Here is a 17,754-nt window from a genome sequence, read left to right as displayed (position 1 = left end):
TCCATCTTGCCCACAGGTGGGATTCTGACAGAATCTTAGGAAAGATATGCCTCACCAGGAGAAGGGAGACTCAATTTGAGCCAGTTTGCACTACGGATGGCGGCCTACGCCGCAAGAATATATGGAACCCGCAATCCCTTCGATATCATCGAACAGCGGGCGATCAACTTTAAGACAACCCCCCGGCTGGTTGACACACTCGGCTTTTACGCAGTTGTAAATAACCGCCGCTTCATACGGCTGAGTGAATACGCAACTGAGGTCGAACAGCTTATGGCGGCTGGGCATGAGCTGGGGCATGATTTTTTTGACCGCGAGGAAGCCAGGACGAACGGCCCTTTGCAGGACACATGGTTCTACAGCCTTTCCTCAGCCAGACAGGAACGGCGCGCTAACCTTTTTTCAGCCGAACTGATGATAACCGTTCAAGCTGTCCTGGAGTCCATCGGGTATTATGATTTTAAGGAATTATTGGAGAAAGAACGGAAACAGCATCCAGACTGCCCGGAAGATGATATCCGGCAACATACGGTGTGGGAATTTCAGACTTTGCACGATGATTTCTGCACCACCGACGACATTGCCCATGAACAGGGCGTTGATCCCGTGCTGATTGAATTCAAATATAAGGCCCTGCTTGAAAAAGGCTTTGAGCTTCCAGTCAGCCCGGAACTAAGAAATGATTATCTTAAGAAATAGAAGTTCATGCCAGTCTATGGCAGAGATGAGGAGATGAATGTTATAGAAACTTTATACTACTGCCGTGCCTGCCACTATATATTTCCTGCTGCCACACTGCCCGACCGCTACCCGGACTGCGGAAAAACTGTATGCGGAGCCGATCCAGCCGTCCGGCCGGCAAATGAAACGGAGATGGCAGAATATCGACAGATACAGAGAGAGCTTGCTGAAGAAAATAAAATTTCGGAAACTCCTTGATATAGCTCTCCACAGCGGTTACAATACGAGTGTGGGAATCGCCCACATATTCAGAAGGAAGGTGAACTACCCATGCAACTGCCAAAAGAACTTTTAATCCTGATTCAAAATGGTGAAAATACAGAAGTGGAGTTCAAAAAATCCACTACAGATATAACCAAAGATGTGTACGATACAGTTTGCTCCTTTTCAAACAGAGATGGCGGTCATATATTTCTCGGAGTCAAGGATAACGGGACAATTCTTGGTATCCAGCCTGACTGTATCGACCAGATCAAGAAAAATTTTGTCACTTGCATCAATAACGAAAACAAAATGTACCCGCCCCTCTATCTTACCCCGATAGATTATGAGCATGACGGGAAGCTTATTCTATATATTCGCGTTCCTGTCAATCCCAATGTATGCCGATGCAACGGGCGAATCTATGACCGCAACCATGAATCGGATATTGATATTACGGACAATCAGGAATCCGTTTACAGGCTTTATTCCCGAAAGCAAAGTTCCTACTTTGTAAATCGGGTCTACCCTGTTTTTACAGTCAACGACCTGCGGCATGACCTTATGGACAGGGCCAGAGAAATGACCAAAAGCCGCAGACAGGATCATCCCTGGCGAGCCATGACAGATGAAGAGATGCTCCGCAATGCCGGACTAATCCTCCGGGACAGCAGCACTGGCAAAGAAGGGATTACCCTCGCATCTATCCTCTTATTCGGTCCTGACGATTTGATTTTCTCTGTCCTAGCTCACCATAAGACGGATGCCATCTATCGGATGTTCAACATGGACCGCTACGATGACAGAGATGTTATTACCACCAATCTGCTGGAAAGCTATGACAGACTGTTGGAATTTGGCCGACTGCATCTAAACGACAATTTTGTTTTGGACGGCATCATCAGCGTCAGCGCCAGGGATAAAATCCTTCGTGAAATAATCTCGAATCTGTTGGCCCACAGAGATTTTTCGAATGCCTATGTTGCCAAAATTGTCATCGAAAAAGAACAGATTTACACCGAAAACGCAAACCTCTCACATGGATTTGGCAACTTAGAATTAGCCACTTTTGCGCCGTTTCCCAAGAATCCAGCTATTTCAAAGGTTTTCCGTGAAATTGGCCTGGCTGATGAACTCGGCTCCGGCATGAGGAACACATACAAATATACCCAGCTCTACTCTGGCGGAAAACCGCAATTTGTAGAAGGTGATATATTCCGTACTGTGATTCCTCTAAGCGAAGCGAACTCGACTGTTACTGTCGGACCGCCACCACAGAACTTAGTCACAAGTGACCAAGTCGACTTAGTCACTGACCAAGTCGCTGACCAAGATATCGAAACAAAGATTCTTAATTATTGCCAAGTAGCCCGCAGTAAAAAAGAAATTTGTTCTTATTTAGGCTATAAGAACCTCACATATTTTACCAAAAAATATCTTATTCCGCTCTTGGAGTCTGGAAAGCTCAAAATGACAATTCCAGACAAGCCAAACAGCAGGCTTCAAAAATATATTAAAGCGTGAGTGATCACACAAGCATAAAAATCCCCCTCTGCAGGAGAGCCATCAATCCTGGCTTTTCCACAGAGGGGTTTCCGCATTTTCTCACAGTCCCAGCAATTCTATCTCAGCACCCTTCAATATCATTCCCACAGCTCCATCATCAATCTCGCCCCGACCTTTATGCCTTCAATATAGCTCTGGCGCTCGTACTCACAGCACAAGTGAAATACGATGTTCATATAGGCATCCGCTTCCTCGTCCACTTCCGCCTCAGTTTTCCCATCCGTATCCACTATCGACCGAAGCTTCTCATCCAGCGGATTCACGATTGCTTTAAACTCCGGCGTCTCCACAGAATTAAACTCTGTGTATGACTAGTACAGCATTGCTTAAATATCAGTGATTAAATTACTAATGGTATCCCGGCATATGTCCACTTAAATGGGTGTGCTGTAAGATTGTATTGTTCAATAAAGCGCAGGATGCTTGCTTCCAGTTCTTCTATTGATAGGTAGCTTTTCCGCTTCAGCAGCTTCCGGTTAATGATGCCAAACCATATCTCAATCTGGTTCATCCAGGAACTGTGTTTCGGAGTATAGACAAAGCGGATCCGGTGGGAAGGGTCATGCAGGAAATCCGCTCGGCTTTCCATACTTTTAAGGATCCCTGTTTTCCCTTTTTTGCCCAGTTCCACGCCAAGGGCACAGGCTTCTGCCACAAAGCGGACAAGGGCTTCCGATTTATGGGTGTTTAGGCCATCGCATATAAATGTCCATGGGGCTTGCGGGTCTGTCCCTACCAATGCTTTCACGGCTTCCACAAAATCCTCTTCTGTGCGTGTGGAGTTTAAATACGGCATTTCCATACGGCCCGTTGCAACATCAAAGAACCCGATGAGGCTGGTCGTGCCATGGCGGATATACTCAAACTCCATTTTGGCGCACTGGCCGGGTAATGGGAGCTTGTCAGGATATTTATGTTCCAGCGCTTGTACCCCGGTCATTTCATCCGTGGAAACAATGTGTGCACCTTCCCGGCTTTGTTCCTGGGCACTCTGGTACAGGCCGCAGATTTCGTTTACTTTCCGCGCAAAAGATTCCGGGGCTTCCGTCTTTTCCGAAGAATGAAGCCAGTAACGGATTTTGTGGGGATGTAAATCTACCTCATTTTTAAAAAACGGCTGACAGATTTCTCAGAAATCTGTTCAGCGATCCCCTGCTTTTTAATTTCTGCCACTAACAGCGGGAGACTCCACTGGCTTACTTCGTACCCAAAATCATTTGGGCTGCTGCAGGCAAGGTCGATGATCCGCATGATCTGGTCCGGCGTAAAAACAGACGGGGCACCGGGGCGTTTTTTATCGGACAGGACTGCCCGTATCTCATCTTCAAGCTTTTTCGGGTCGTCCATTTCAATCCTCCGCAAGGCTGGGAGCGCCGCGAGGAACCGACTGCGCCAGGTGGCAACATTATTATAATGAAGCCCGACCTGTGGTGCAATATTCTGGTTGAGTTCCCCCTGTGACGCAAGCAGGACAATGCTGGCTCTTTTGACCAGTCCTGACGGAAGGGAGCGGCTTTTTGAAAAAGCAGATAATATGTTTTTCATGGCATCAGATAAAACCGGGATAGTATCAATTGTTTTCCTTCGCATAATAACCCATCCATTCTTTAGTGATAGAATTATTATGCACCGACTACAATAAAAAAGCAACGTCTATTCATTATTATTTTGGCAATGCTGTACTAGTAGAGCATCTCCAGCAAGGAATTCATCTGATCATAGTAGTTCTCCTGACCGTAATGGTCTACCTGACCATGGTACTCCACTGGATGTTCCCGCAGATACGATTTTATCTGATTTACGATTTCGGCTGTGTGGCCGGGTCTGGAACCGAACGTGCGGGGTGTCTTTGTTTTCTCCATAGTTGTCACCACTTCTCCTTCTTCATTGAACTTGTAGTGGTGATATTAGCTCTGAAAAAGATACATAGCAAGGTAATGAGAGGGAAGGCATTGTTCTTTGTGCGATACAATAATTCCAAAACTTACACAATCACCGCTACCACAAGGCCGCCAATTACTGTTCCAAGCAGGTTTAATCCCTCATCAAACCAAGAGAAGTGTCTACCTTGAATCAATGGTTTTATTGCCTCATCCGCATAACTCCAAGCCATCGGAAATATCATGAACCACATCGGAAGGTCTCCTGTCTGCAGCGTGATTCCAAGCAGAATTGTCAGAACCGCAAATACGATAACATGAGCTATCCGGCGCAATTTACTATTCACAAAATAAAGTACTTAATTAAATCATATGTATTTTGCACAGCCAAAGTATGCGTCCTTTCGTACCCATGTGTGGCAAATGTGCCCGGTCCCACCGCTCCATGTCGAACATCATATCCTGCTATCATAGTATCCTCACAGTCCGTTCCATATGTAGGTGCAAACGTATCAATAACATAGTTTATGTCATGCTTTTTTGCAGTTTCCACCAATTCTTTTATCATTTCTCTATGATAAGAAAAACGCGGCTCTTTGACAAATATTGATACTTTCATCTCATCAGAATTATTTTCCGGTCCAACACACGCTACATCTAACGCCAAAATATCCTGTATTCTATCTGGAATGCAAGAACCTCCATGACCCGTTTCTTCATACATAGTAAGTAAGCGCCAAATATTAATGCGGTCAGATGCAAAATTACCCCAGCCCTTTGCGAGTTGGAGTAATTCACTATAATTCACATGCGATTTTTGATAGATTGGAGTTTTTCACTCCAGGGTGCAAGTTCAGCCAGCTGTTCATCGGACATCTCTTTATTCGGCCGATGTTCCAGAAGGAATTTCAAGTATCCGTAAATTTTCAAGCCGTGCGCTTTTGCCATCTCAACCATTGTGTAGACCACTGCGCTGGCATTCGCTCCGTCCACGGAACTGCTGAACAGCCAACTCTTGCGGCCCACTGCGAATGGACGGATCGCATTCTCGCTGAGATTATTGGTAAAGCTGCAGCGGCCGTCTTCCAGATAGGTCTGTGCTGTATCCCGACGGTTCAAAACATAATTCACCGCTTTATCCATCCGGGTATTCCGGACAGGCTTCTGCTGATCAAGCCACAACCAAAAAGCCTCCAGAACAGGTTTTTCCTTCTCGAGACGCAGCTGCTTCCGCTTTTCATAATCACCGGGATATTTTTTATTAATGGAGTCTTCAATAGCGAATAACCGGTTACAGTACCGGACTCCCTGCACTGCCGGCTGACTGTAGTCATACTGCTTGCCTTTGGGGACAGCGTCGATAAAGTATCGGCGGATATGTGCCCAGCAGGAGCAGCGTTTGATCCCCGGCAGATTGTTATACCCCTGATAGCCGTCAGTCTCCAGATATCCGCTGTAGCCTTCCAGGAATTCCTTCGCATGGCTGCCGCCCCTGGTCGGGGAATAGCCATACAGGATGATCTCCGGAAGCCCATCCTCTCCGCTTCGGAACAGCCACATGAAGGACTGGGTCTGAGGTCTTCGCCCTTCCTCATTCAGCACCTGGATCCGGGTCTCATCCGCCATCGCAAACTTACGTTTCAGCAGCTCCCGATGAAAGTAATCATATATTGGCTGGAAATAGTTCTGCGAACAATAGATGATCCAGTTAGCAAGGGTGGTGCGGCTGATTTGGGCCCCATACTGTTTCCAGTCCTTCTCCTGCCGGTAAAGGGAAAGTCCATTGGCATACTTCTGATACATGGTCCACGCAACGGTGGATGCCGAGGCAGGGCCTTTCCCTACCAGGGACGCCGGAGCCTGAGACTTTATGATCACAGGTTTCTCTGTATCGCCGAGTCCTTCCTTACAGGATGGACATCCGTAACTCTGGCTGTAGTATTCGATCACCTTACAGGTGGCAGGAATGAATTCCAGTTCCCGGCGGACATACTCCTCGCCGATCAGGACCATCTGCGTACCGCATACCGGACAGATCTGCTCTTCTTCCGGAAGAGGAATTACTACTTTTTCAATTTTCAGGCCTTTGAAGAGATCCTCATGCGCTGCCTTCTTTTTACGGGTATGCTCCCGGATTATCGTTTCTTCTTCCAGCAGGGATGGATCCTGTTCCATTTCCGCTTCATCAAAGAGATTGTGTTGTCCCGGAATGTCATCGGATCTTCTTTCGCTGGAAGAACCGAAAAGCTTTTTGGTAAGATAGTCCACCTGTTCCTGGAGCGCTTTCTCATGACTGGATTTTTCGTCAATAATAAGCCTCAGCTCTCGCAGCTGGATATATTTCGCACTGGAAGCCATTGTTTTCTCCTCGGATTTGATACCCTTATTATACCAGAAACAGGACTTTTACTAAAGGAAAATGGCTCCTGAAAAATGCCGAATCTACAGGAGATTTTCGGATTTTTCTGTGCAGGATTTCTGCTGAAATCCAGATGATTTTTTACTCTGCTTTGAGGGCTTTTGGCTGGTCAATATCAATCCCCGACATCAGCCAGTCAAACTCCCGCCAGGAAAGATTCCGGACTTCCGACTGCTTCCTGGGCCATTGATAGCCGCCGCGGACAGACAACCGCTTATAGATCAGGACGAAGCCGTCCGCCTCGCGGAACAGGGCTTTGATCCTGTCCCGTCTTCTTCCACAGAAAAGGAAGAGAGCACTGGACGACGGATCCATCTTAAGCTGTTCTTCGATAATGGCGCAGAGTCCGTCAATGGAAAACTTAACAATCTGAACATCTACGCGTATCTGGAGACCGTACTGCTCTATATGCCGGACTACAAAGATGAGCCCGAAGGTATAGAAGATCTGATGCCCTGGTCAGAAATGATACAGCAGAGATGCCGGATCAAATCAAAAAGTTGAAGTTGGAACAGTTTGCTTTAACTATAGCTGGATGCTTTACAAAAAGATAGCCATTATTTTATTGCGCGCTTGCAGTGCATATAGCAACTTAAACTGCTATACTGTAACTGTTACCATTTGAGGCACCTTTTTATCTGCTTTTTTAGTCGACACCGTTCTGGCAGTTCGGATGACCAGGGCAGATATCGGTCTATGATCTCTGGATGTTCCAGATGGCGGTTGTTCGGCATCTCTTCCAGCAGATATTTCAAATACTCATATACATCCAGTTCATTTGCCTTGGCGCTTTGTACCAACGTATACAGAACTGCGTTTGTCATGGCACCTTTTGGAGTGTCTGCAAATAGCCATGCACGCCTTGCGGTAGCAAATGGCTTGATATTTGCCTCCACCAGATTATTGGAGATCGGGAGGCGCCCATCTTCCATAAAGGTCTCCAGATATTTTCTTTGGTTTGTGGCATACGTTAATGCCGATGTTAGTTTCTCATTTGTAGTATAAAGCACAGAAGTGTCTTTTACCCACGACCAAAAGGCATCAAGAACTGGTCTTGACGCTTCCCGACGTTTTTCTTTTCGTTCTTCATATGACAGGTCCCTGATCTCGGACTCGATCTTAAACAGCAGATCGATATACCCACGCCCTTCGGCACCTTTTGATCCCGGGATCTCCTTTACCCTGCTGTCAAGTGGGATGCTTTCTATAAAGTATCGGCGGCAGTGTGACCAGCACAATGCACGGCGGATACCTTCTGCCTTTTCATAACCGGCATAAGCATCGGTCACAAGATAGCCATCAAAACCCTTTAACAGCTCTCTTGCGATCGATCCGCTCCGGGTACTTGCATAATAAAAGAAGATCCCTTTCAGGCTTTCGGATGCGGCACTCTGCATGACCCACATAAAAGACTCACTGCTGGCTTTCTTGCCTGCCTCTTTATTGCATTGGATACGGGTCTCGTCCATGTGCAGGATCTCACATAACTTCAGCTTTTCATGGATCCTCCAATAAACTGGTTCGAACCATTCCCGGCTGCATCGGATACACCAATGGGCCATGTTGCTCCTTGGAAGTACCAGACCCAGGCGGTACCAGTCGGATTCCTGTCTGTTCAGTGGGATACCCATGCAGAACTTCTGGTACATGATCTGGGCAAGCAGGGATGGCGTTGAGATGGAATGTGGAAGCGGAGCAGCCGGAACCGCAGCTTTTTGAAAGTGGCTGCTCGGGTTAGAACCGGAAGGGGTCCCGCATACCGTGCATTTTGCAACCTGCCTGACGATATGCTTTACTTTCAGCTTCGCCGGTACATATTCCACCTCGGTCCGGACAAACTGTTTTCCGATCACGTTCAGTACGTTCCCGCAGATACTGCAGGTGTCTTCCGCAGGAATCTCATATTCCTCAATCTCCGTTGGAAGCCCTGCCAGCATCTCCGCACGGATCCCCGGCTGTCTGTTCTTACGTTCATATGGTCTTACCGTGACCTTTTTCTGCTCCACACCCAGTTCTTTTGCAATCCCCTGTGCGGTATCAAACAACGAGAGTTGTCCTTCTGTCTGTTTTCTCATCTCAGTGGACGGACCGAATAGCTTTTTACGGGCGTGAAGGAGCGCCTGGATCATATTTTCAATCTGGATATTCTGTTTTTGGATGAGCTGGTCTTTGGCTTCCAGTTCGGCTTTCTGCTTCTCCACCATTGCACACAGCATCAGGAGTTCTTCATGTTCGGTCATATGTTTTTCCTCGTATTTTTTACTGGGTTCATTTTACCACCGAAGGTTCGTTTTTTCTACCATTTTTTAAAAACAGGAATTCCTGTGATCGATCTTTACCTGATGATGTGCGTGTTTCTGCTCGATCTCAAGCCCCTGCAGCAGCCATTCTATCTGCTGAAAAGATATCTCTCTTACCTCAGCAGGAGTGCGGGGCCTTGGAATCTCATACCATCCAGAAGTTGTTTGGAGGCCAGGATAAAACCATTTTTATCATATCTGAGCACTTTGATGGTATCCCTTCTTTTATTACAAAAGATAAAAACATTCGTGCCCTGATATGGATCGAGTTGGAACTGCATACTGACCAGGGCAGTCAGACCCTGTATCTGTTTGCGGAAATCCGTAGCTCCACATGCAAGATAGATATGCTCGGCTTTTTCAGCCATATGCCTCATCATAACTGTTTCAGAATACTAAGGAACGTCCGCAGTGATTCTGGACGGATCCCCTCTGGAAAAAAGAATTTCATATCCTGGCAGACGACCATGACCTGACGGTCCTGGTTCTGGGATGGGGCCTGCCGGTACGGTTTTTTATTAAGGGATTGCGGCAGGACTTCCGCAAACTTGGTTACAGCTTCTTGATTCGTTTCACTCATGAAAACTACCTCCTTCACTATATCTGATTTTAATCAGTATAGCAGAAAGAACGTGTCATTTTCACTACGCCATCTTTTGAGGCACTTACGATCAGTTCCTGCATGAGAGATTCTGGATCATAGCACTTTTTAGGCGGACGGCCTATTTTATTGTTTTCCATGTCAATCTACTTCCTTTGTTTTTCAAACGGTTGTATTTCTGTTTTCCGCACTGTTATGCGTAGAATTTCCATGTTAATCTACTTTGTAGGGTATTGAAAAAGGCGAAACCTACTGTAAGTGCTTCAAAAGAAGTTGTAGTAAGTATAACAGAAAATATCTATTTTACACTACGCCTTCTTTTGAAGCACTTACAAACCTACTTTTCAATTTCGCCCGTTTTCGTTTGCTGCCAACTATATTTACGCCAGCAACTCTGCTTTACAGCAGATCCCCATACAGCTCTTTCTGATACACGCCCTTCTCCAGCATCTTCCCGAAACTGTCCTTTACGGCTGCGACATCTTCCTTATAGGTCATGCCGTACCAGGTGTCATTACTTCTAAGCACCTTCACAGACATCCTGCCCTGCTCCAGCAGCTCGCCGATGAAGATCGGAATCAGGTACTCTGCTTTTAGAGGATTGCCCGGAACTTCTTTCTCGAAGAACTCCTTAAACCCAATCTCCAGCACATCCAGAAACTCAGGAGTCAGACCCCACATATTCATAGAAACGAGAGAGTCTGTGTCAATGGCCACACCGTCCGCCTCAGCGCCGATTCCGCTTTTCACGATGTTCTTGGTTTCCACAACCTCAGTCAGGTTACTCTCCTCGTCCATCTTGCAGATGCCGCGGGTTACGCCGCCATTGTCGGACAATGTGTTCTTCAGCACAAAGCCAGCCATGCAGGACTTGCCGCCGTTCACCAGATACTCATGGATAGCCTTAAAGCCTTCTTTGCCATAGTAATCGTCCGCATTGATCACAATGAAGGGAGTAGTCAGCATATCCTTGTCTGCAAGCACCGCCTGACTGGTTCCCCACGGCTTCGTCCGGCCTTCCGGCAGGGCGCCGGGGATATCGTTGATATCCTGGAAAGCATAGTCCACAGTTACATTATGAGCCTTGCAGATATCAGCGTTCCGATCACCGATGACCTCTTTGAACTCATTCTCAATATCCTTACGGATAATAAACACTACATGGTTGAAGCCAGCCTCAAACGCATCATCGATTGAGTAGTCCATGATGATATGATTACTGCTATCAACGGGCTCCAACTGTTTAATTCCACCACCGAATCGGGAACCGATGCCGGCGGCCATGATAAGTAATGTTGTTTTCATATCTCTCCTTACTGTGCTCTTGCTGCTTTAATCGGGCATACCCTAACACATTGGTAACAGCGAACACACTTGCTTTCATCTATCTGCGGATACTCGAAGCCTTCTTCGTCCTCTACCATAGAAATGGCATCTTTCGGACAGATTATATGCGGAATACCCTAAAAAATCAAGAAAGAGCTCTGATTTTCTTTTTGAAGGATTTTTAAGCAAAAAAATAGCGTATTAATCCATCCTCGATCCGTGATTCCAATTCACGTTCATCTTTGACAATAGAGTAAATTCCTTTGTCACGATATTTCTTTTTGAAATTGGCAATTTTTTTATATTCTCTGCTGTTCATCATAGAAGGTGAAACCGGTTTGTCCAAAAAGTACAAAAACACCTGCTTTCCTTTTAATATCATAGTTTCAATTTCTTCCTCAGTGCCTGAAGCAAAGTGCGCTGTTGGCTCTCCAAATTTCGTCCAAAAAACCGCAATAGCCAGATCTGACGTTTCAACAATCTGTTGATTCAGAAGTTCCTGTGCTTTTCCACCAGATTGTGCAAAAGAATCATCCTTCCAATATTTCGTACGTAATATAATACCTCGATATTCTCCATGAGTGCTATTAAACCGATAAACACCACGCTTTATGCTATCAATATACTCTCCAACATCAGACGGGCAGGAAATCAAAACATCATACACGGTTATTCTTTTAGGCATTATCTTCACGCTCCTTCCTATATATCAACAAAGGTGCCGCCAATTCCATTGTTTCTCTAAACAATTCTTTCGAGTACTCTGATTTACAGGCAATCCTCCAATTATATTCTCCCGGATAATAATTAGAAATCAATAAACGGAAAAACTGAGTTGGCAGCCAGTCTGCATTACGTATCCAAATGTCGTTCTTACTATACCCATACGCTATGTATGACTTTCTTTCTTTCGCAAATCCATGCATAGTTTTATAGGTCATTTTTAATTTCGGCGTGTCTAAGAGCTTGTGTTTGTCTATATATGCATCTACATCAATAGATTTTTCTAAGGGAATTGCATGTAAATGTGCATGGTCAATACAACCTCCTGCTGTATGGCTTATCACCGCACCATGTTCAAAAAACAAAACCTGCTCCTGGCAGTAAACTTTTTCTACTAAAATTTCCATGGCCTTTTGCAGTGACAGAAACACTTCCCTACTGCCATTACCGAAACTATTTATATGTTCCTTGGAAACTATAAGGAAGTGCCCCTTTAAAACCGGTGAGATATCTGGGGTTATAAACACATTTTCGTCTTCATATACAGTCCAATTTGTTCCATTTAAGCCTATTTTTTTGTTCACAGAGAATCGTCCATCGCCACAAAAAAAGCAATTACAGCACATATTTCGCACCTCCTTTTCAAAACTCGTGGTCACGGGGCTCAAAGCCCCGAAACTACGGTATTTTTACATTGACTACATGTAGTCCATGTGAAAAATACCTACTTCGACTACTTAAACTACTATAGATTAAGACCACGAGTTATCTCCACAAAACTCATCTTAAATTATGTTCAGCTGTTTATTTTACAACAAACAGTTCAGCAATCGTACCTGCTCCACGGGAGATTCTATTTATAACTTTCATATCATTATCGCAGTCCCAATCGATGATTGTAAATTTTCTGTCATTTTCACACAAAAATTCAATACATAACGATGAACACCCACATTCATTTACAAATTTTCCAAAATCAATAATTCTTCTCTGATAAATGATCAACAAATCTAATAACATAACAACTGCTTCTTGAATCTCAGCTTTAGACTTGTCTGCTTGAATGACATCAACAATTCGAAAATTCTTTTCCCATCCATCAATCTCCACTGAAGCAAATGCACACTCCAAATTTGGATATTGCTCTATCAGTCGAGCTGAATTTCCCCATACAATTTCCATTTTTCGTTTCACTATTCTCGGAAATAATTCATCCAGAGAAAACAGCACTCTTCCAAATATTGTTTCTTTCAGCGTTATATTTTTACAATACCAGATTTCTATAAACTGCTCCTTTTTTACATCTTTCAGTTTATCTCTACATGTCAGAAGATCCTCTCGACTATGAATCAGGAAATTCGGAAGTTTATAAACAGAGTTTCTGTATACCAATTTAATAATATATACGAAGTTCCCACCAGAAGACCTCAGTTCTTCATCAATTTTTTGAAGACACTTCTCATATTCATTGATACTGTATCGATGTATCGTAGATTTTAAGTCATTCTCATCACGCAAATTCCAAATAGTGAGTATTTTATGTTTAATCCATTTCGGTGGGACAAAATTATCCATCTGGCTTAACGCGCTCATTTTATTATTCTCCTTTTAGAATTTCATTTGTGTATTCTCCGCCTGTATAAAAACAGCCACATTTGATATCGCCTATAATCGCATTCATCTCTGTAACTGATTCATTCAAAAAATCAACTCGCAAGGAATCTCCTATAACACGAGTTGTATCTGCAGAATAAGTTTTTTTACTGTATAGTACAGTTTCAGTTTGAAGTTTATCAAATTTCACAAGAAATTCAGCCTCTCCCTTTAATTCTATATTTCTATATTTCTTATCACTACATCGACCACAATTAATGCATTCATTACTATGAGAAAGCAGACAATACTTCATATGCATCAAATCTGGGTGTCCAAAGACAATCTGTTGCATGGGGAGGTTTGTATTCTCTTTCAAAGCAGCACAACCATTAAATGGCAACTCCAATGAATATGTACCTATACCGACACCCAACTCCATCAACCTATCTGCAGTAAAATGATTATAAATATGCAGGTGATTCCCGGATATATACTCTAAGTTCTTTTCCCCATATCTTTTTATCAGCATAAGATCGCTCACATTTGATAAAACAATGCCCTTTATGGCATAATCTTTCACAATGCAATCCACTCTAGCGTATACCATTTCACAGTTTCTTTCATAAATCATTGGTGGCATATAAATGCAGATACGATACCGTCCGCACAATTCATGAATCATATTTTTCAATTCATCTTGCAAAAAGCTTTCATATTTTATATATATCCAATCGATATCCTCCCGGAGCAGAGAATAGTCCTTACCAAATGTAATATCTCTCAGAAAAACAGCTGTTTTTTTATTTTGTGGTGTGCCAGAAACCTTTCTGCTGTCCATTTTTTTGCCTTTATCAATCAAAATATCAACACCAGCATCCATAATTAGATTTTTGTCAGATTCCGGCAATAAATTCCCTCCTGTCAAGCCTCTTGGACTGACGTCCCATAATCGCTTGTTATAAATTTTTTCCCTGTTTTCATTTTCACGGTTTTCAAAAACATCATCAATGGCGTGTCGATAAACGTTTACTATTTCACCGATATAATCGCTGTTTCGGAGTCTTCCTTGAATCTTAAGGCAGTCAATGCCACCTTCCATGAGATACTTTAGTCCATACAGCCCCTCCAAATCTCGTGGTCTTAGCAAACTTCCTCTTTCTAAGACTTTCTCACCCAATTTAAGTTCGTATCCTTTCCAACAGGTCATCAGACACTTGCCTCTGTTCGCAGATGAGCCAAAACAATAGGATGAGGAAAAGCACTGTCCGGAATAAGCAATGCAAAGTCCTCCGTGTATAAACGCTTCTATTTCCATCTGGTTCATATCATGACCGTCAAGACACACTTGCTTAATTGCAGTAATCTCCTTATAATTTAATTCACGAGCCAAGACTACCCTTCGAAATCCCATTTCATGTAATACTTGGACGCCATAATGGTTGGACACGGACATTTGCGTACTGGCATGCAAATTAGCATTGGAAATGTTTTTCTGAATCTCCGCAGCCAGTCCTATGTCCTGTACTAAAATCCCATCTATACGGTCTTTTACCGCCTGAATCGCCATCTGTAACGCCAGACGCATTTCATCTTCCCAAATCAATGTATTTAATGTAAGATATACTTTGACATTGTTTTTATGTGCATATTTAATATGCTCTCGAAGTTCCGATTCATTAAAATTTTTACCAAACATGCGGGCATTAAACTGTTGATACCCCATGTAAACGCTGTCAGTCCCATTTTCAATAACTGCCCGCAGGCACTCGCTATCCTTAACTGGTGCTAAAAGTTCCACTTTCTTCATTATCCTGATTCAACTCCCATCCAAGCAGCCAGTTTCTACCTTTTTTGATACTGTCTGCTAATTCGCTTTTAGTCATCTGATATGGGATCTTATCCATAAGTTTTTCACTGGATGCAATGGCTTCCTGCAGCTTAACCATTTCTCCTAGCTCAATATATCCGGTGCATATACGCGATAAAGTATCTCCCTGTCCCTGAATATAATGTGCACGTTCATAAAATCCCAGCGCTTCTTCATATTTTACTACAGCGCCATGAACATCTCCTGACCTCCACATAATAACGCCCTGTCTTTTCAAAGTATGGGCCATTCCCCGGTAATCCCCCAACTCTTTGTACAAGGAATAAGCTTCATCCAAACATCTATCAGCTTCATCACATTGGTTGTATTCTTCCGTTAATATAATCGCCTGATCCTTTTTCGCCTCAGCAATTCCTCGGCTATACGACACATCACGAGATAATTTTTCGGATTTTTTTAGCCAGTCTACAGCTGTTGACGCATCATGGAAACTCCAGAACATATTTTTTCCAATCACATTCATGACCTGTGCACGCCATACATCCTCTCCACTTTCCTCAAAACAAGCAAGCGCCTCTTGGTAATATCCATCCGCAATATCTGGCTCCTCTTTTCTACCTAGTCTGCAAATGTCTCCCTTACATTTAATTACCATTCCTTTTGTGACCAACGAAAATTTATCCAGAGGCAAGTTATCAAGAAATTCAAAAGCGCTATCTGACAGTGATTCATAATAATCCTGCATAGCATTGATACATTTCTCCGCAGCTTTAATCTGACCATCTTGGATAAGTAATTCTGTGATCATCATAAAGTTTCGCATACAATCAAGTACAATACCTCTGATGGAATTACTTAATTCGGGATCTTGCGTATGCTCGGATGTATCTGATTGCATTGCTACATGTTCGATTAGTCTTGCCCACAATGCAAAGCATTTCTTTTTTTCCTTTTTCCCGGCCAAATGTTCCCATTGGGCTTTCACAGGCATCAACATATGTAAACTTGATGCATTTTCAGAAAATTGGACAAGACTTCTGTTTGCAAGCGCACTTCGCGCGTTATCCCATGCAGTTTTCGAAAATATCTGCTTCAGAGCATCGATAAAATAAAATGGAAAATCCACACTCAATTCCGCAATCAACCCCCATAGAGTTACCGCACCTGGAGTCATTGAAACCGCATCATATGACATTTTTAATGCAACTTCCATTGATTGATGCCTTTTGGATTCTGATTGATCACACACCTCACTCCATTTATTCTTAATTCGTTCTATTGTATCATTTGGTTCTTCAATTAGAGAAGCTGTCAGCACCATTGTCAGTGGATGGTTTTCCATACACACCAGCAAAGTTTCAAACGCACCCCTTTCTCTCGCAGACATCTGATTTATGTACTTTCCTCTCCCTTTCAACAACTCTGTAAACAACTTTCTCCCATCATCTGGTTCCAAAACGTCCATTCTGATCTCACGCCATCCAGACGGTGTTTTTGCCTGGCTTGAAACCAAAACATTATATCCATTATATGCAAGTGTATTAACGAATTTATAAACACACTGAAATTCTTCACTGCCCAGAGTTTTGCACTGAAAATCCTCCCAGTTATCGAAAAAGAACGCATCGTAGTGCCTCTCCGCACTATGTATTTGCTCCAGGATATTATTTAGATTCATAAATGCCTCTTTGATTTGTAATGCCTCGCAGACAGAATGTATAAAATCAGCTTTTGACACGCAGTTTTCTAAATTTATAAAAGGCATCGAAAATTTATGATCGTCTACATTATGCAAGTGATAATAATAACTGCAAAACGCAGTCTTGCCAACACCGGCCACACCTTTTATAACAACTGGCTGCGCACATTCAGTAAAAAGCCTTTCAAGCTCTTGCATCTTAGCATCCCGCCCAATACACCCATATGGGAGAAAATACAAACCCTTCTGTGAAAACAGTGATTCATTATTCATAATATTTGACTGCGAAATGCTCTCTCGACTCCCATCAAATTTAGTAAAAAATCGCTGTAAATCAGTCAAAAATTCTTCTTCAAGTTCATGTTCATCCTTTACTCTTTTAGAAATCCCCCCTATTTCACGATATTGTTTCTGAAAATCTATTATTTTTTTTAAGTCTTCCGGATTATATTCTGACACAGATACTTCTTTATCAAGAAAATATGTAAATACCTGCTTGCTCGATTTTAATGCCAGCTTAACCACTTCGACGGTACTTAAATATGGCGCAATTGCCAAATAATCATAACATTTCCAAAAAACAGCTGTCACCATATCAAACTTCCCAGTAATCTGATTCCGAGCCAGAGTGTCAGGTTCCCCACCTGATTCAGCAAAGATTAGCTCATCAAGACTTTGTACTATTATTGTAATTCTTTTTTCTTTTCCAACACCCGTATTAAAACGTTCAATCGCATGCTTTATGTACTTAAAATATTTTGTTGTATCAGACGGACCTATAATCAACAAATCGTTAAGGAAAGAATCGAAGGTGGTGCAAACGAAAAAGCAGCTTTGATATTTCGATAACTGCCCTTTCGTTTGCATCAGTTTC

At 43.2% G+C, this 17,754-nt stretch carries 21 protein-coding genes; 2 read left to right on the top strand and 19 right to left on the bottom strand.

Annotated elements, in window-relative coordinates; translation table 11 throughout:
* Nucleotides 1-75: 75 nt before the first annotated feature.
* Complete coding sequence (locus LA360_RS26045; protein ID WP_146774953.1) at nt 76-699, top strand: ImmA/IrrE family metallo-endopeptidase; 624 nt, start codon at nt 76-78, stop codon at nt 697-699.
* A gap of 312 nt (nt 700-1,011) precedes the next feature.
* Entirely contained in the window at nt 1,012-2,466 is a 1,455-nt protein-coding gene (locus tag LA360_RS26040) for an RNA-binding domain-containing protein (protein WP_057572888.1), read from the top strand.
* A gap of 119 nt (nt 2,467-2,585) precedes the next feature.
* Here LA360_RS26040 and LA360_RS26035 read toward each other — a convergent pair whose 3' ends face one another.
* The 19 genes from LA360_RS26035 to LA360_RS25945 all read right to left on the bottom strand — a co-directional run bounded on the left by LA360_RS26035 (nt 2,586) and on the right by LA360_RS25945 (nt 17,747).
* The gene (locus LA360_RS26035; RefSeq protein ID WP_112482360.1) at nt 2,586-2,798 is read right to left on the bottom strand and encodes a hypothetical protein; all 213 of its coding nucleotides are present in this window, start codon (nt 2,796-2,798) and stop codon (nt 2,586-2,588) included.
* 50 nt (nt 2,799-2,848) lie between these two features.
* Nucleotides 2,849-3,466 (bottom strand): transposase, encoded by a 618-nt coding sequence (locus LA360_RS26030; RefSeq protein WP_225537719.1) that lies wholly within the window; start codon nt 3,464-3,466, stop codon nt 2,849-2,851.
* Nucleotides 3,467-3,603: 137 nt separating this feature from the next.
* The gene (locus LA360_RS26025) at nt 3,604-4,098 is read right to left on the bottom strand and encodes a helix-turn-helix domain-containing protein (protein ID WP_089776580.1); all 495 of its coding nucleotides are present in this window, start codon (nt 4,096-4,098) and stop codon (nt 3,604-3,606) included.
* A gap of 92 nt (nt 4,099-4,190) precedes the next feature.
* On the bottom strand, nt 4,191-4,370 hold the full coding sequence (locus tag LA360_RS26020) for a hypothetical protein (RefSeq protein WP_112482358.1): 180 nt from the start codon (nt 4,368-4,370) through the stop codon (nt 4,191-4,193).
* Between the two features lie 122 nt (nt 4,371-4,492).
* The gene (locus LA360_RS26015; RefSeq protein WP_112482356.1) at nt 4,493-4,735 is read right to left on the bottom strand and encodes a VanZ family protein; all 243 of its coding nucleotides are present in this window, start codon (nt 4,733-4,735) and stop codon (nt 4,493-4,495) included.
* Entirely contained in the window at nt 4,732-5,196 is a 465-nt protein-coding gene (locus LA360_RS26010) for a zinc-binding metallopeptidase family protein (RefSeq protein ID WP_112482354.1), read from the bottom strand. The genes LA360_RS26015 and LA360_RS26010 overlap by 4 nt, the downstream gene beginning before the upstream one ends.
* Nucleotides 5,193-6,746: an IS66 family transposase gene (tnpC, locus tag LA360_RS26005; RefSeq protein ID WP_112482352.1), complete on the bottom strand. Its 1,554-nt coding sequence runs from the start codon at nt 6,744-6,746 to the stop codon at nt 5,193-5,195. Before tnpC (LA360_RS26005) ends, LA360_RS26010 begins: the two co-directional genes overlap by 4 nt.
* A 142-nt stretch (nt 6,747-6,888) precedes the next feature.
* On the bottom strand, nt 6,889-7,161 hold the full coding sequence (tnpB, locus tag LA360_RS26000; protein WP_225537802.1) for an IS66 family insertion sequence element accessory protein TnpB: 273 nt from the start codon (nt 7,159-7,161) through the stop codon (nt 6,889-6,891).
* Nucleotides 7,162-7,421: 260 nt separating this feature from the next.
* On the bottom strand, nt 7,422-9,047 hold the full coding sequence (gene tnpC / locus LA360_RS25990; protein WP_112482348.1) for an IS66 family transposase: 1,626 nt from the start codon (nt 9,045-9,047) through the stop codon (nt 7,422-7,424).
* Between the two features lie 173 nt (nt 9,048-9,220).
* Nucleotides 9,221-9,475, bottom strand: a complete 255-nt coding sequence (gene tnpB / locus LA360_RS32030; RefSeq protein ID WP_160116349.1) for an IS66 family insertion sequence element accessory protein TnpB — start codon at nt 9,473-9,475, stop codon at nt 9,221-9,223.
* An 8-nt stretch (nt 9,476-9,483) separates the two neighbouring features.
* Entirely contained in the window at nt 9,484-9,687 is a 204-nt protein-coding gene (locus tag LA360_RS25980) for a hypothetical protein (protein WP_112482344.1), read from the bottom strand.
* Nucleotides 9,688-9,716: 29 nt separating this feature from the next.
* Nucleotides 9,717-9,848 carry a hypothetical protein gene (locus LA360_RS29845; protein ID WP_263870244.1) on the bottom strand — a complete coding sequence of 44 codons (132 nt, stop codon included), beginning with the start codon at nt 9,846-9,848 and terminating at the stop codon, nt 9,717-9,719.
* Nucleotides 9,849-10,107: 259 nt separating this feature from the next.
* The gene (locus tag LA360_RS25975; RefSeq protein WP_112482342.1) at nt 10,108-11,013 is read right to left on the bottom strand and encodes a sugar phosphate nucleotidyltransferase; all 906 of its coding nucleotides are present in this window, start codon (nt 11,011-11,013) and stop codon (nt 10,108-10,110) included.
* 8 nt (nt 11,014-11,021) lie between these two features.
* Nucleotides 11,022-11,156, bottom strand: a complete 135-nt coding sequence (locus LA360_RS31640) for a 4Fe-4S binding protein (protein ID WP_225537800.1) — start codon at nt 11,154-11,156, stop codon at nt 11,022-11,024.
* A gap of 59 nt (nt 11,157-11,215) precedes the next feature.
* Nucleotides 11,216-11,719 carry a DUF4062 domain-containing protein gene (locus LA360_RS25965; RefSeq protein WP_174713926.1) on the bottom strand — a complete coding sequence of 168 codons (504 nt, stop codon included), beginning with the start codon at nt 11,717-11,719 and terminating at the stop codon, nt 11,216-11,218.
* The gene (locus LA360_RS25960) at nt 11,712-12,341 is read right to left on the bottom strand and encodes an HIT family protein (protein WP_225537707.1); all 630 of its coding nucleotides are present in this window, start codon (nt 12,339-12,341) and stop codon (nt 11,712-11,714) included. The genes LA360_RS25965 and LA360_RS25960 overlap by 8 nt, the downstream gene beginning before the upstream one ends.
* Before the next feature lie 220 nt (nt 12,342-12,561).
* Entirely contained in the window at nt 12,562-13,350 is a 789-nt protein-coding gene (locus tag LA360_RS25955; RefSeq protein WP_112482334.1) for a hypothetical protein, read from the bottom strand.
* 4 nt (nt 13,351-13,354) lie between these two features.
* Nucleotides 13,355-15,160: a peptidase U32 family protein gene (locus LA360_RS25950; protein WP_112482332.1), complete on the bottom strand. Its 1,806-nt coding sequence runs from the start codon at nt 15,158-15,160 to the stop codon at nt 13,355-13,357.
* A complete protein-coding gene (locus LA360_RS25945; protein WP_112482330.1) occupies nt 15,129-17,747 on the bottom strand; it encodes a tetratricopeptide repeat protein in 2,619 nt (872 codons plus the stop codon). The genes LA360_RS25950 and LA360_RS25945 overlap by 32 nt, the downstream gene beginning before the upstream one ends.
* Between the last annotated feature and the right edge of the window lie 7 nt (nt 17,748-17,754).

It is taken from the genome of Enterocloster clostridioformis (assembly GCF_020297485.1).
Lineage (GTDB): Bacteria > Bacillota > Clostridia > Lachnospirales > Lachnospiraceae > Enterocloster > Enterocloster clostridioformis.
Note: the sequence above shows the minus strand (reverse complement) of the source record. Positions and strands in the feature narration are given on the sequence as shown.

Bases quoted from the DNA above. Each gene is read 5' to 3' on its own strand.
- LA360_RS26040 (WP_057572888.1), top strand. From the start codon at position 1,012: ATGCAACTGCCAAAAGAACTTTTAATCCTGATTCAAAATGGTGAAAAT.
- LA360_RS26025 (WP_089776580.1), bottom strand. From the start codon at position 4,098: ATGCGAAGGAAAACAATTGATACTATCCCGGTTTTATCTGATGCCATG.
- LA360_RS26020 (WP_112482358.1), bottom strand. From the start codon at position 4,370: ATGGAGAAAACAAAGACACCCCGCACGTTCGGTTCCAGACCCGGCCAC.
- tnpC (WP_112482352.1), bottom strand. From the start codon at position 6,746: ATGGCTTCCAGTGCGAAATATATCCAGCTGCGAGAGCTGAGGCTTATT.
- tnpC (WP_112482348.1), bottom strand. From the start codon at position 9,047: ATGACCGAACATGAAGAACTCCTGATGCTGTGTGCAATGGTGGAGAAG.
- tnpB (WP_160116349.1), bottom strand. From the start codon at position 9,475: ATGGCTGAAAAAGCCGAGCATATCTATCTTGCATGTGGAGCTACGGAT.
- LA360_RS25980 (WP_112482344.1), bottom strand. From the start codon at position 9,687: ATGAGTGAAACGAATCAAGAAGCTGTAACCAAGTTTGCGGAAGTCCTG.
- LA360_RS29845 (WP_263870244.1), bottom strand. From the start codon at position 9,848: ATGGAAAACAATAAAATAGGCCGTCCGCCTAAAAAGTGCTATGATCCA.
- LA360_RS25975 (WP_112482342.1), bottom strand. From the start codon at position 11,013: ATGAAAACAACATTACTTATCATGGCCGCCGGCATCGGTTCCCGATTC.
- LA360_RS25965 (WP_174713926.1), bottom strand. From the start codon at position 11,719: ATGCCTAAAAGAATAACCGTGTATGATGTTTTGATTTCCTGCCCGTCT.
- LA360_RS25955 (WP_112482334.1), bottom strand. From the start codon at position 13,350: ATGAGCGCGTTAAGCCAGATGGATAATTTTGTCCCACCGAAATGGATT.
- LA360_RS25950 (WP_112482332.1), bottom strand. From the start codon at position 15,160: ATGAAGAAAGTGGAACTTTTAGCACCAGTTAAGGATAGCGAGTGCCTG.
- LA360_RS25945 (WP_112482330.1), bottom strand. From the start codon at position 17,747: ATGCAAACGAAAGGGCAGTTATCGAAATATCAAAGCTGCTTTTTCGTT.